Genomic DNA, 13,584 nt, shown 5'->3' with positions numbered 1-13,584 from the left:
ACGAGATGACGCGCGACGAAACGATCCGTCGAGTTGCCCGCGCCGAGGGCGAGGCGAGAGGCATTGCCTCCACAGCGCGACGGATGCTGGCGCGGGGCGTTTCGTCCGAGCAGGTCGTTGACTTCACCGGCCTCTCCCCTGACGAAGTCGAGGCGCTGCGGAGGGATCAGCCGTGAGGCTGACCGCGAAGTCTACAGGACAGGCGCTCCCGAAGCAGGGGCGCCTGTCGCTTTAAAAGCTCTTTCAAAAATGGTGCGTGTTCTCTTAGGGGTTCGCCTCGGCGTCCGCTGGGCGCTCGGCTGAGGCCGCGACGGGTTCGGACCGCTCCAGCTTCCCGGTGAGGTCCAGCATCTCGACGGGGGCCTCGATGGCCTCGGCCCTCTCCCCGATGAGCGCCACCCCCTCCGGCTCGTCGCGGAACACGATCTCCGCGTCCACGCCCGTGGACTTCATGATGGCCCCCAGGAGGCGCTTGACGTTCTCGTCGGCGCGCTTCAGGATGACCCCGTCCCGCATCACGTGCTGGCGCACCGTCTCCAGGTCCGCCGCCACCTCGCGGTTCTGGTCGTCCAGCCGGATGGGGTTGAAGAGGCCGTTGGTCTGATCGTAGACCTCGTAGCTCGAGGCGTCCGGGGCGATGTGCGTGATGCGGCTGTGGGGGATCGTGATGCGGACGCGGTTTACGCCGAACCGTTCCGATATCCTGACCTCGGACAGGTCACAGCCGCAGACGATGTCCCCGCTGTAGCACATCAGGAGCTTCCGCGTCGTGCCGGGGAGGTGCCTCAGGATGGGGATGTCCAGCGCCCCCCGAAAGTCGACGCGGGAGAGGAAGCGCGCGCGGACCGTGGCCAGCTCGCTGACGTTCCGGATGGCGTCCATGACGGTGGTCCGCACGGAGCGGGCCCTCTCCGGCCCGCGGCGGCGCGTCAGGAGCAGGACGTTCAGGGCGACGGACACGACCAGCAAAAACGCGACGATCAGGTGCAGTTGAAAACCCATGCCTCAAGCCTCCAATGCAGAACAAATTTTCGTGGGGTTTGTCTTCGCAGCCTACGGCTGCATCTCCCCTGCGATGCGGCGCCGAATTTCCGTTATGGGGAGCCCGTGTTCGATTGCGAGGCGCTTCAGGTCCTCGTACTCCGGCGTCCGGCGCAGGGGGGTGTCACCGATGAGGGCCGTCTTGACGTTCAACTCCCCCAGCATGGTGGACACGCGGTCGATCCTCCAGTTCAGCCGTTCGCGCGTCACGTCGATCCGGCGCACGCCCTGGGAGGTGGTCTCCCGAAGCATGGTCGAGGTCAGGTCCTTCGCCTGCTCCGGGGCCGCCAGGCAGCAGAAGCGGACGGCGGGGCGGCTCTTCTTCATGTAGATGGGCTCCGTCCAGACGTCGAGGGCCCCGTCGCGGAACAGCTTCTCGCTCACGGGCTCGAAGTCCTGGGGGTTCATGTCGTCGATGTTGCACTCCAAAAGCACCAGACGCTCGCGCACCAGGCCATTGTCCTCCGCGCCGGACTCCATCAGGAGCGCGCGCAGGACGTTCGGCATGTCGGGCGTCGTGCGGTTCCCTAGCCCGAAGCCCGACGCCATGATGCGCCCCGGGGGGATGGGGCCAAAGCCATCCGCCAACATCCCGATCAGGAGCGCGCCGGTGGGCGTGGTGCGCTCCATGGGCTCCCCCTCGGCGAACACGGGCAGCCCGTGCAGCAGGACCTCCGTGGCCGGGGCCGGTACGGGCAGCACGCCGTGGGCGCAGCGCACGGTCCCTGACCCCGTGTTGATGGGTGAGGAGATCACCCGCGGCCACCCCAGGAAGTCCATCAGGATGAAGGTCCCCACGATGTCGATGATGGAGTCCACCGCGCCGACCTCGTGGAAGTGGACCTGGTCCGGCCTGACGCCGTGGACCTTGGCCTCCGCCTGAGCCAGGAGGGAGAAGGCCCGCAGGGCCTCGCGCTTCACCCGGTCGCTCAGTCCGCTCCCCGCGATCAGTTCCTCGACGTCGGCCAGGTGGCGGTGCGCGTGTTCGTGCCCGCCGTGCGCGGGCTCCTGTTCCCGGTGCCCGCCGTCCTCGCCGTCGTGAGGCGTGCCGGGCAGGATGACGTCGAAGTTGATGCCCGCGATGCCGTTCTTCACGCCCTCCTCGATGACGAGCTCATACTCCTCCGGCGCGAGCGCCGTCACCTTCTTCAGCCCGTCCCGCAGGACGGAGGGGGAGGGCACCAGGTTCAGCAGCGCGCCGACGATCATGTCCCCCGCCGCGCCGGCGAAGCAGTCCAGGTAGAGCGTCCTCATCGTCTTTCCTCCTCCTTCAGCGCCATGTCCATCTTCTTCCCCACCGCCCGACGTGCACCGCCGAGGAAGAAGTACCGTGGAGCCTCGTTCCCGTCCTGCGCGTAGCGCAACAGGTCCTTGAAGGGGTCAGTCCCCTGAAGGGGTCTCGGGGCCGGAGCGGCGGAGGGAGGCGACGGGGGCTCCGGCGCGGGGCGCGGGACGCTCCCGGCGTTGCGCAGCACGGCCCGCATCTCACCCTCCTGAGGTTCCTCGTGCAGCATGGGGGCCACGGAGGCCGCGTCGACCTCGCAGGCGAAGGCAACGTCCGGCCCGTAGCCGATCTTGTTCAGAAAGACGGCATGGTCCGCGGTCTGCACGGAGCTCAAGAGCTTGTCGCCGCTGGTGCGCCACGTCAGGAGGGCCAGGCGGGCGCTGTCCGCCAGCAGGAGGTCCGGAGCGCGTCGGGTGAGCTCATCCAGGATGACCCCGGCGCATATCGTGTCGTCCCAGGCGGGGCGGCGCTTGCGCCCAGCGCAGAGGATGCCGATGCGGGACCCCAGGGAGAGCGCGCAGTTCAGGGCGGCTGTGGCGTTGCGCGCGCAGGCGACGACGACGGGGACCCCCGTCGCGGCGGCGCTCAGAAGGGCCCCCGTGCCGTTGGTCGTGGCCATGACGGCGCGGGGGTGTTCCCGGATGAGGTCGCGGGTCAGGTCCAGCGGCGAGTTGCCGAGGTCGAAGCCCTGGGGCGGGATGCCGTTCTCCTCGCCCATCAGGAGGGGGGCGGCTCCCTCGTTCGCCAGGGTACGGGCCAGGCGCCGCGCCGCCTCCACGGAGCCGACGGGGAACAGGTCGCCCCCGCCCAGCTCGAACCAGCGCGTTATCACCGTGGTGGCGCGCAGGACATCGATGACCATCCACACGTCAACGGCCGGCAGGTGCTCCCCGCACGACAGCACCACGTCGGCCTCAATTGGTTTTGCCATAAGCCATCCCTCCCGTGTCAACGTGCACCATTATAACCCACGGGAAGCGCCGGGAGGAACGGGCAGCGGGCGGGGGAGCCCGCCGCCGTCCCGCAGGACCGGCGCCTGCCCGCCGCACCGTTAGGGGAGCAGGTCAGCGCCGCCTCAAGAGGAGGCCTCCGGCAAGCGCGAGTCCGAGGGCCCCGACGAGGCCGAGGCTGCAGCCGCCGCCTCCCTCGCCGCTCCCCTTGGAACCGCCGCCCGACGAGGCGGCCTTCTGGGATATCCACATCGTGCCGCCGACGGAGGCGTCCGCCGTCCCGTCCGGCACCACCAGCAGGCCGTTCATCAGCTGCGCACCACTGGGGGCCGCGCCGCCTACGTTGGCCAGGTACGCCGTCAGGGCGACGGTGACGCCGTTGTTCCCGCGGGCGAGCTTCAGAGCGCCCTTCGCCGCCGCGTCCTGAGCGCTGACCCCTCCGGCGCCGATGACGTTCCAGCCGGCCGCCCCCGCTGCGGGGACGAAGTCCACTCGGAGGGCCTTGAAGAGCTCAGGGGCCGACGGGACCTCCGTCACCTTGCGGCCCAGGAGCTTCGAGAGCGTCTCCCAGCTGAAGCTCCACCGGTACAGCAGGGCCAGCACCTCGCCCTTTTTGCGCCCGCCGAGGGTCAGGGACGCGCCGGGCTTCTCGGCCGTGTAGCCCTCGATGGAGAAGCCGCTGGCGGACTTGACGGTGATGGGCGCGGAGGACCCCAGCTTCGTGATCTGGCTGGCGCTGGCAGACCAGGCGCCGCGAAAGGCCGCCTGAAACGCTCCGGCCTGCACCAGAGCGGGGTCCACGTCGGCAAAGACAAGAGTGCTGCCGCTCGACGCGGCCGCCTCGTTGTAGATGCCCAACTGCTGCCAGATGCGCGGGTGGATGTTCAGGTAGTCCGAAACGTCCTTCTCCACGGTCAGGGTGACCGAGTCCGTGGCGGGGGAGCCGTTCATGGAGTTCGACTTCGTCGTGGCGCGGATGACCGTCGTGCCCAGGCTCAGGGCCACCAGGTTTCCGTTGTCGTCGATGTGGGCCACGCCCGTGTTGCTGCTGTGCCAGGTGACCGGCACGGGGGCTGCGATCCTCTTGCCGCCCTGGTCGTAGGCTTCGGCGATCAGGCTGGCAGTCTGGCCGATGGACGTCAGCGAGTTGGGGACGCCGCTGATGCGGATGGTGGCCAGGCCACCCAGGCCGCCCGGGTTGTCCGGATCGTTGGCGGACCCGCCCGTTCCGCGCTCATAGGCACCGATGTCGTTGTCCCCCACCGAGGAAGCGTCCCGGTCCTGACCGCGCTCGTCCGTGTGCGTTTTACCCCCGTCGGTCTTGGAGATTCCGGAGAAATAAATGACGAAGCGGCTGCTGGCGTAGCGGTTCGGGATACGATCCAGCAGATGGTTGGGCGGGTTTGAGGGGACGAGCACCTGGAGGCGGTAGGAGGACGCCGCGCCCACCGCGACGTCACTTTCCGTCAGTTTTGGATCCACGCCGAAGAAGGCTGCCGGGGCATTCCCGGCGTCGATGCTGTCCTCCTTCACGCTCTCGCTGGTCGGTCCGACGTAGTCCGTCCAGAGGCCGGAAACGTCGATGGGGCCGCTGCCTCCCTGCGTCCCGAAAACGCGCATGACGTTATAGCCCAGGGAGGTGATCTTTCGGCTCCCGGCGGAGAACACGTCGGCCCCGTGGGTGGCGGGGGCATTATTCCCCACGAGGACGTTGCCCATCATGCGAAGCGCCACCTTGGTGCAGAGGCCGCCGCCGTTGCCGCCGGCCTTGTTGTTGACGAAGGTATTGTAGAAGAGCGCCGTGCGGTCGTTATCGGTGGTTCCGTCGAGGTTAACCGCGCCGCCGTCGCCTGAGCTGCCAGCCTGGTTGTCGTAGAAGGTGCAGTTGGCGATCCGGGAAAGCCCGGCAGTACTGAAGATCGCGCCTCCGCCGCCCGTCGCACACTCGTTGGTATCAAACGTGGAGCGCACCACGGTGGCCTGGGTCCCGGCCAGGCTCAGGGCCCCTCCCTGGCTCCTCCCCGCGGTGTTGTTGAGGAACGCCGAGTCCGATACCTCTATTGTGTTGTCAGTGCCGGTGCCTCCGCAGGAGATGGCCCCGCCGCTGGAAGACGCCGTGTTCTTGGCAAAGTAGAGCTTTCTAAAGGAGCTGGCGCCCGTGCCGCCGTCAAGGAAGATCGCGCCGCCATTCGTTCCGGAGGTATTGTCCTTGAAGGTACAGGACTGGACGTCCGTCTCTCCGTTGCTGGTGCGGATTGCGCCGCCAGGGCCGCTGGTGGTGCTGTTGTTCAGAAAACCGCACTCCTCGAGCACCGTTGCCCCTTTCGCGTAGATCGCGCCGCCGTCAAGGGCTGCCTGGTTGGCTTGAAAGTTGGAGCCGGTGCCCTTGACGCTTCCCTCCGAATAGATCGCGCCGCCGCTGCCCCCCGCAGAGTTCTCCGTGAAAGCAGCTTTCTGCAGCGTGACGTCCTTGGCGCTGTAGATCGCGCCTCCCATGCCGTTCGTCCCGTCCGCCCCGTTGTTTCGGAACGTCACGTTTTCGTTGACGGTGACGCTCTCGGAAACGTAGACCGCGCCACCCTTCCCATTGGAATGGTTGCCCTCGAAGGTCGCGGCATCGAACTTCACGTTGACCCCGTTCGCGGCATAGACGGCCCCGCCGTTCTCCGTCGCGTTGTTGCCCCTCAGAACGACGCTCGCCGGCAGGGTCAGGACGCCCGAGTTGACGTAGATCGCGCCACCGTCCTTTGCGGAGTTGCCCGTGAAGGTCACGGCGTCGAACGTCACGTCAGTCCCATTCTCGGCGTAGATAGCCCCGCCCTTGTCCGTCGTTTTGTTGCCGTCGAAGGTGGTTCCGGTAAACGTCGCCGTTCCGCCGGCGACGTCAATTCCACCGCTGTTGGCTCCACCTTTCAGGGTCGTTTGAGAGAACGTCGCGGTGCCGTTCGAGTTGATTTTGAAGTGTCGGCCCGCCGCCGGCGACGTCAGCGTCCCGCCATCGACCGCGAGTTTGTTGATCGTGACTGAGATGGGAGGAGCGGAACTGTCTGACGAGGCGAATGTACCGCTATATGGAATCACAATGGTGCTGGTGATGGAAGATGACCCCGTCAGGGTAACCTTGATGCTGTCAAATGCCACCTCCCCTGACGTGACCTTCGCCTGAATCGCATCGTGGATCGCCGTATTCAGCGGGCCTCCACTGAGCGCTACCTCCACATCCGCCGCCTCCGCCAGGGGTGCGGCCCAGACCGGCGCCAGCAGGAGCAGGAGCAAGGGCAAAAATTTTTTCATCTGCGGGTTACCTTCCTTTCCTGGAGCATCTCAAGAGAAGCCATCCGGCGAGCGCCAGTGTGGCCGGGGAACCCGTCCCCGCACAGCCGCCGCCCGAGCCGCCGGCCTTCCCGCTTTGCGCCGAGGGGCGCTCCGTCGTCCACATCGTGCCCCCCAGCGTCCCGTCCGCCGTGCCGTCCGGCACGAGGAGGAGCCCATGGAGGAGGCGGGGTCCGGCCCCGGCCTGCAGATTGGCCAGCCAGGCCGTCAGCTTGATGGTGACGCCGCCCTCGTCGGGGAGGACGGAGAGCGCGCCGGCGGCCTCCGCCTCGGAGGCGGGGACGCCACCCCGGCCGACGACCGCGTAGGCCGCGTCGCCCGCCCCGGCCCCCTGAAACGTCAGGGTCAGGGCGTGGAACAGCTCCTCAACGTCGGGTACGCTGCCGCGGGTCGCCTCGCGGCCCAGGAGCTTCGAGAGTTCCGCCCAGGTGTAGGCGTACTCGAAGCTGACGGACAGCAGGTCGCCGCGGGCGCTGTCCGGCAGGGTGAGGCTCACCCCCGGCCTGGCGGCGTCCGCGTACTCCTGACGCCGGGAGAAGGCGATGGGCGACGTGGCGGGGATGCTTCGGATGGGGGAGGGGGAGGCGTTCCACGCCGAGCGGAAATCGCGCTGGAATGCCGCGCTCTCCGTCGCCGCCGGGTCCAGGTCCGCAAAGCCGAGGGCCATGCCGTACCGCGCCAGTTCCTCGTTGAAGCGGCTCAGCCGCTCCAGGACCCGCGGCGCCACGTCCAGGTACGTCGTCCGGGGCCTCACGACGACGGAAACGGCGTCGGACGCGGAGGAGGAGCGGACCGCGACCTCCGCCCGGCCCGGCGCAACGGCGTGGATGCGGGCGCTCTGGTTGTTGAGGCGCTCGACACGGACCGCGCCCGCGCTGCTGCTCCAGCTCAGGCTGAGGGCGGCGCTGTCGTCCGAGATCGGGTTCCAGTCCGCGTCGTAGGCCAGGGCCGTGAGGCTCAGGGACTGCCCCTGGAGGAGGTCCAGCTCCCTGGGCCCCTGGATGCGGACGTATTTGACCCCCACAAGCCCAAAGGCGGCGGAGCAGAGCGCCCCCAGGCACAGGAGGCCCAGCAGGGGCAGGCGCCGCATCACCCCCGCCTCCCCCTGCACCGCAGCGCCGCGCCGAGGGCTGCCAGCGCGCCGAACAGCAGGCCCGGTCCCACCGCGTCACAGCCGCCGCCCGACTCCTTGGAGTCCTTCGGCGGCGTGGGCCCGGGGCGGTCGTTATCGACGTACTCCGCTGGGGCGACGTAGAAGGTGAGGTTCCACGCGTCGTCCTTCAGGCCATCGCGCAGGATCATGAAGGTGTTGCTGTTGGTGGCGGTCTGGTCCGGCACCAGGTACAGCGCCGGGCGCACGCCGTCGCGGGTGCCGTCCATCAGCATGGCGATGAAGCTCACCGTGATGACGCCGCGGTCCTCGTCCATGAACACCTTCACCTGGCTGTCGTAGGCCCCCTTCTTGATCATCTCCTGCACCATGTCCCAGGGGTTGTCGGGCTCGCCCTTCCGGCGGCTCAGCAGGTACACGCTGAAGGCCTGGGCGAATTCGTCGTGGACGTCCCCCGTCTTGTGCCACTGCTCCAGCAGGCTCTCCCAGTGGCGACTGACGTAGAGGTTCGTCCGCGGCAGGTTGAAGGTGACGTGCAGGGGCAACATCCCCTCCGTGCCCGTCTTGCGCAGGTTGGCGGGGACCCTCAGGTTCACGGAGAAGGAGTTCAGGACGTCCCCCGCCACGTAGTCGTACTTGACGGAGCCCGCGTTCAGGATCCGGGCCGCCGGGACCTTCACCTCCAGGAGGGGCTCTCCGTCCCGTGAGCTCATGGCCTTCGCTACGTTTTCGAGGAAGGTGGTGCTGGCCGCGCGGGGGTTGAACGCCTGGACCCTGTAGGGCGCGGCCTGGGTGGTGCCGCCGCTGCCCGTGTCGGCTTCGACGCTCCCCAGGTCCACGCCGAAGAGGATCTGGTGGTTCAGGGTCAGGCTGCGGAAGCCCGCCGCGGGGTCTACGGGGTAGAGGCGAAGCGGCGTCTTCTCGCCCTGGTTCACGTTGTAGCGCTGGCGGTAGACCGCCGTGAGGCCCGGGGCGATGTGGCTCTTCTCGTCCAGCTGAAAGCGCTGGGGCACGTCGCGCTGGTTCGGCGTCCGGGGCAGGTCGAACCTCCAGAAGGCGGGGTTCTGGTGCGCCCAGGCGTGCTGGTCGTAGCGCTGGACGGCGTACCGGACGGCCGTGTGGTTCGTCACCTCGGTGGTGAGGGTGTAGTGAATCCGCTCGTCGTTGATGGGCCACGCTTCCACGGGCACGAACACCCACTGGTTGCCGCCCGTCGTCATGTCGGCTGTCACGTCCCACGTGAAGCGGTCGCAGGCCACGATGTTGCCCTGGACGGAGGTCGTGTTGTCGCGCAGCGCAGCGTTCACCTGAAGGGGCTCGTCCGCCGCCGTGCCGTTGTAGACGTTGGCGATGACGAAGGGGACCTCAAGCGTCTGGGATGGCGTGGAGGGGTAGGCGGAGCTGGGGTTCTGATGGAACAGGAAATTGCCCCTCACGCTCTCGTACACGCCAGGGTTCTTCCTCTTGACGAACTGGAGCTGGTACTGTTTCCAGGAGCGGTCGTAGTACGTTTTGCCCGTGGGCGTGCCGTTCGGCGTCTTCTGGACGGCGTAGATGGCGTTGTCCACCAGGGCGTCCGGCGTGACGGCGTCGGAACCGGGCGAGGAGAGGTTCACCGTCAGGTTCCCCTGGGAGGCGGGCAGGACCAGAAACAGCGTGTGGATGTCACGGTTCGACTCACGGTCGAAGTCGCTGGTGGAGCGCCCGTTCACCACCTGCATGGAGTTTCGATCCGACACGATGTCGCCCGAGGCGTCGAGCCCCGTCCCGCCCTTCGCAGAGTCGGCGGTGTCCCCCAGGGTGTCGTAGCCTCCCGTGATCACCATCCACTGCGCGCCCACTCCACTTGGCCCGTACAGGTCGTCAAACTGATACAGCGCCTCCGCCGGCAGCGCCAGCGCCGCGACGAGCGCCAGGGCGCCGGCCCGCTTCCAAAATTTTCCCATGCTGAAACCTCCTTGGCTGCTCCTGCGCTTTCGCGCCCGATCCATCATAGATAATATCCTCAGGGAAGCGCTGGTCATCGCAAGGACCGTTGGGATAGCCGACCGCGCTTCCTGACAGCTTGAATGTTCAACGGGGCTGCGCCCCGACCAGATCAGCGGTTACCTGTCCTTTGACCTTGCGCTCCGGTGCGCACGGGACAGCCTTCTCTCGTGGCGTGCGGCCCGCTCATGGCGCGCCGCGCGGTCCGGGCGCCGCCGGACCTCCTCCTCCGGCGCCGGCTCCACCCCTCCGTCCGGCGCGGCGGCTGCGGTTTCCTCCGGTTCCTCCGCGGGCTTTTTCCGGGGCTCCTCGTCCTTTGGCTTCACCGGCCTCCAGAGGGCCGACGCGGCGATGAGGGACAGGTGGGACACGGGGTCCTGTGCCGCAGCGTGGGCGAAGCTCGCGACGATCTCCTTGGACAGGTCCGCGTACCGCTTCTCCTCCAGCGCCGCGCCGAGGCGCGACAGAGCCAAGGCCGCCAGCGCGTTGGCGGAGGGCAGGTCGCCGTCCTCCGCCGTCTTGTAGCGCATGAAGATGTTTGCGTCGCTTCCGGGGGTGAGGAAGAGTCCGCCCTCCTCCCGGTCCAGACAGTTCTCGATCATGGCCTCCGCCAGAAGGGCGCCGTAGTCGAGCCAGTCCCGTGCCTGCTTCTCGCCAGCCTCGGCCTTGACGGCGGCGCGGTAGAGCTCCGTCACGCCCCACAGCAGCGCCGCGTAATCGCCGGCCAGGGCGGGGATATCCGAGCTGTCGCGCCAGCGGCGAAGCCAGCCGGCCTTCCTGTCCAGGAGCGTCTTCTGGAGGAAAAAGGCCGTGCGCTCCGCAAGCTCCCGCCAATCGGGGCGTTCAAAGGCGGAGGAGGCGCGGGCCAACGCGCCGATCATGAGCCCATTCCAGCCCATCAGGACCTTCGCGTCGCAGGCCGGGGCCGGTCGACCTTGCCGCGCTTCGAGGAGGCGCGCGCGCGCGTCGGCCAGCTTCTGCGCCGCGTCCTGGGGCCGCAGGCCGAACCGCCGGGCCAGCTCCGAAACGGTGGTGGCCTCGTACAGGATGTTGTAGCCGATCTTGGCACCAGCCAGCTCGTCCCCGAAGTTGCCCCCCGGCATGACGGCGTAGGCCGCGCAGAACAGGCCCGCCTCGCCGTCCGGCAGCAGGGCCCGAATCTCGTTGTCGCGCCACAGGTAGTAGCGCCCTTCGCCGTCGGCGCTCTCCGAGTCGATGGAGGTGTAAAAGGCCGGGGAGGAGTCCGACAGGTCCCGGGTGACGAAGCCGACGATGTCCTCTGCCATCGTCCTGTAGAAGGGGTCGGGCCTCACTTCCTGGGCAAGAGCAGCCGTCAGGAGGAGCGCGGCCTGGGTGGAGAGGAGTTTCTCGAAGTGGGGGGTGATCCAGCGTTCGTCCGTCGCGTAGCGGGCAAAACCGCCCCCCAGGTGGTCGTGGATGCCGCCCCGCCACATGCGCCGCAGCGTCAGGTCCACCATGGCGAAGGTTTCATCCCGCTCCTGTTGGGAGTTGAGGGCCGAGCCCGCCTGCTGGAGCAGGAAGAGGAGCTTCGGGACCTCCGGGAACTTCGGAGCCGTCCCGAAGCCGCCCCAGTCCACGTCGAAGGAGCGGCGCAGGGCGTTCAGGGCCTCGCGCGCCGCCGCGGCCCCCACGCGCCCCTTCCGGGGCAGCCTGCAGCGAAGTTGAAGCAGGGCCGTCAGGTCCTCCGCCGCCCGCAGGACGTCCTCCCGCTGCATCAGCCAGAGCCACTTGACGCGGGGCAGGATGTCCGTTATGCCGGGCATCTGGCCCGTAGTGCGCTTGGGCAGCCACGTGGTGGCGAAGAAGGGGCGCCCGTCCGGCGCCAGAAACAAATTGAGGGGCCAGCCCCCTGAGCCGTTCTGCAGCCGGCAGACCTCCATGAAGAGCGCATCCAAGTCCGGCCGCTCCTCCCGGTCCACGCACACCGGGATGCAGGCGTCGTTCATCAGCTCGGCCGTCTCCGGGTCCGAGAAGCACTCGCGCTCCATGACGTGACACCAGTGGCAGGACGAGAAGCCGATGGACAAGAACAGGGGCTTGTCCTCGCGGCGGGCGGCCTCGAACGCCTCAGGACCCCACGGATACCAACCGATGGGGTCCCTCGCGTGCTGTTGTAGGAAGGGGCTTCGTTCGTCCCCCAGACGGTTCTTCGGCAGCCAGGCCTCCTCCGCGGGGGCCGCGCCCGGCCGGCTGCGCTCCTCCGGTCCCGTCATCAGGACGCCTCCTCATTCTCGGCCCTGACGATGTCCGGCAACTCCATCAGGGAGTCGATGACGCGCCACGCGCTGAGGTTTTCAAACTGCTCCCGAGTGAAGTTGCCGCGCGTGATGCCCACCCCCCGCACGCCCGCCGCGAGGGCGGAGCGCATGTCGAGGTCGGAGTCCCCAATGTAGAGCGTTTCCGCCGCCGGCGCGCTGAAGTCCCCCATCAGCTCAAGCAGCATGTCCGGAGCGGGCTTGAAGGGCCGCCGCCCGCCGTCCGGCCTCCTGCCGCCGATGAGCCGCTCGAAGTAGCGTGCTGTCCCGGATTGTTCCATGGTGGGGCGCGGGTCCTCCCGGTTTGAGGCCACGGTCAGATGAACCCCCATCGCCTGCAGGGCCGTCATAGCCGGCGCCAGGTCGGGAAAGGGGCGAAGCAGGCTGCGCTCCAGAGAATGGGACTTCTCGACGTACATCCGGGTCCACTCGGGCCGGTACTCCCCCAGGAGTTCCGCGCAGAAGTCGGGAAGCGGCATGGCGATGCAGCGCATCACCTGCCCGTGGTCCACCCTGGGGCGACCCACCGCGTCGGCCACGGCATTGAAGCACGCCATGATAGCGTAGCTCGAGTCCACGATCGTCATGTCGTGGTCGAAAATCATCAGTTTGATCACGTTCTGCCTCCCAATCTGCCGCCTCCACCGTCGGATGGCTAACGGGTAGCGGTCAGGTCGTGGGCCTCCTGCATCAGGCGCTTGACAGTTTCCTCGGTGATCAGTCCCGACTCGTTCAGCCTGTAGAGGGCGCACCGGTAGATCTTGTAGAGCTCCTGTTCGTGCAGGTTGAACTTAGGTCGGTCACCCTGCCGGTTCTCGGACAGCTTCTTTATGACGTCCAGCGCGGAGTTCGCGATGTGCGCCAGCAGAAGGTCGCGGGTGTTCCCCTGGCCCGGGTCGAAGAGGGGCAGGGGCGACTGATTCTGAAGGATGCGCTGGGAAACGCTGTTGCGCAGGTCGCCGAAGTCCGTCGTGAGCTCCTGATCCGCGTAGATGTTGATGTAGAGGTTTTGAAACTCGGACTCCATGTTGGGATACAGCCGGGCCAGGCGCTCCTCGGCGGTTAGGGCGTCGGGTTCCTTCCAGGAGGCCATGGACCCTTTTCCCTTTTTCGCCTGGGGCTGATCCTCCGCAACGTGCGGCACGTCGGCAACGGGTGCCTCAGCTTGCTGGAATGGGGCGAAGGGCGCCGCGTGTGCGGTAAAAGGCTCGCCAGAGGCGCTGCCCCTCTGCGGGGTGACGTCGCTTTGAACAGCGTGCTCCGGACTTACCGCGGACTGCTGAGCAAAGGAGTCGAAGTCGAACACGGGGGTTCCCATCTTTGGGATCGCGTCCCCATGAGCCGCTGCGGGGTGCTGCGCGCCCGCGTCGAACGCGGGAGCCTCCTGCGGGGCGGCATCGGGCTGGGCAGCGTAGTCCTGATCTGCCGCGGGCTGTTGTGCAAAGGAGTTGAAGTCGAAGACGGGGGGCTCCATCTTCGGGGATGTGTCCCCCTGAGCCGTCGCGGGTTGCTGCGCGCCCGCGTCGAACGCGGGGGCCTCCGGCTGAGGGGCGGCATCGGGCTGGGCAGCGTAGTCCTGATCTGCCGCGGGCTGTTGTGCAA

The 13,584-nt window shown here is 67.8% G+C and carries 9 protein-coding genes; all 9 read right to left on the bottom strand.

Annotation, left to right across the window (positions count from 1 at the left end; genetic code table 11):
• Nucleotides 1-264: 264 nt before the first annotated feature.
• Nucleotides 265-1,002: a DUF4230 domain-containing protein gene (locus ACO41U_RS06090; protein WP_485942399.1), complete on the bottom strand. Its 738-nt coding sequence runs from the start codon at nucleotides 1,000-1,002 to the stop codon at nucleotides 265-267.
• Between the two features lie 51 nt (nucleotides 1,003-1,053).
• Nucleotides 1,054-2,295 carry a nickel pincer cofactor biosynthesis protein LarC gene (gene larC / locus ACO41U_RS06085; RefSeq protein ID WP_485942397.1) on the bottom strand — a complete coding sequence of 414 codons (1,242 nt, stop codon included), beginning with the start codon at nucleotides 2,293-2,295 and terminating at the stop codon, nucleotides 1,054-1,056.
• The gene (locus ACO41U_RS06080; protein ID WP_485942395.1) at nucleotides 2,292-3,257 is read right to left on the bottom strand and encodes a 2-phosphosulfolactate phosphatase; all 966 of its coding nucleotides are present in this window, start codon (nucleotides 3,255-3,257) and stop codon (nucleotides 2,292-2,294) included. The genes larC and ACO41U_RS06080 overlap by 4 nt, the downstream gene beginning before the upstream one ends.
• Nucleotides 3,258-3,390: 133 nt before the next feature.
• Nucleotides 3,391-6,570, bottom strand: coding sequence for a hypothetical protein (locus ACO41U_RS06075; protein ID WP_485942393.1), 3,180 nt, complete (start codon nucleotides 6,568-6,570; stop codon nucleotides 3,391-3,393).
• Nucleotides 6,571-6,577: 7 nt separating this feature from the next.
• The gene (locus tag ACO41U_RS06070) at nucleotides 6,578-7,699 is read right to left on the bottom strand and encodes a hypothetical protein (RefSeq protein ID WP_485942391.1); all 1,122 of its coding nucleotides are present in this window, start codon (nucleotides 7,697-7,699) and stop codon (nucleotides 6,578-6,580) included.
• Complete coding sequence (locus tag ACO41U_RS06065; protein WP_485942389.1) at nucleotides 7,699-9,666, bottom strand: hypothetical protein; 1,968 nt, start codon at nucleotides 9,664-9,666, stop codon at nucleotides 7,699-7,701. Before ACO41U_RS06065 ends, ACO41U_RS06070 begins: the two co-directional genes overlap by 1 nt.
• Nucleotides 9,667-9,825: 159 nt before the next feature.
• Nucleotides 9,826-11,940, bottom strand: coding sequence for a thioredoxin domain-containing protein (locus tag ACO41U_RS06060; RefSeq protein WP_485942387.1), 2,115 nt, complete (start codon nucleotides 11,938-11,940; stop codon nucleotides 9,826-9,828).
• Complete coding sequence (locus ACO41U_RS06055) at nucleotides 11,940-12,599, bottom strand: HAD family hydrolase (RefSeq protein WP_485942385.1); 660 nt, start codon at nucleotides 12,597-12,599, stop codon at nucleotides 11,940-11,942. Before ACO41U_RS06055 ends, ACO41U_RS06060 begins: the two co-directional genes overlap by 1 nt.
• 38 nt (nucleotides 12,600-12,637) lie before the next feature.
• The coding region (locus tag ACO41U_RS06050) for a hypothetical protein (RefSeq protein ID WP_485942383.1) at nucleotides 12,638-13,584 on the bottom strand (947 nt) is incomplete at its 5' end.

The organism is Fretibacterium sp., assembly GCF_057312375.1.
This window is presented reverse-complemented; position numbering and strand designations above follow the sequence as displayed.

Coding starts and splice junctions, on each gene's coding strand:
- ACO41U_RS06090 (WP_485942399.1), bottom strand. CDS start 1,002: ATGGGTTTTCAACTGCACCTGATCGTCGCGTTTTTGCTGGTCGTGTCC.
- larC (WP_485942397.1), bottom strand. CDS start 2,295: ATGAGGACGCTCTACCTGGACTGCTTCGCCGGCGCGGCGGGGGACATG.
- ACO41U_RS06080 (WP_485942395.1), bottom strand. CDS start 3,257: ATGGCAAAACCAATTGAGGCCGACGTGGTGCTGTCGTGCGGGGAGCAC.
- ACO41U_RS06075 (WP_485942393.1), bottom strand. CDS start 6,570: ATGAAAAAATTTTTGCCCTTGCTCCTGCTCCTGCTGGCGCCGGTCTGG.
- ACO41U_RS06070 (WP_485942391.1), bottom strand. CDS start 7,699: ATGCGGCGCCTGCCCCTGCTGGGCCTCCTGTGCCTGGGGGCGCTCTGC.
- ACO41U_RS06065 (WP_485942389.1), bottom strand. CDS start 9,666: ATGGGAAAATTTTGGAAGCGGGCCGGCGCCCTGGCGCTCGTCGCGGCG.
- ACO41U_RS06060 (WP_485942387.1), bottom strand. CDS start 11,940: ATGACGGGACCGGAGGAGCGCAGCCGGCCGGGCGCGGCCCCCGCGGAG.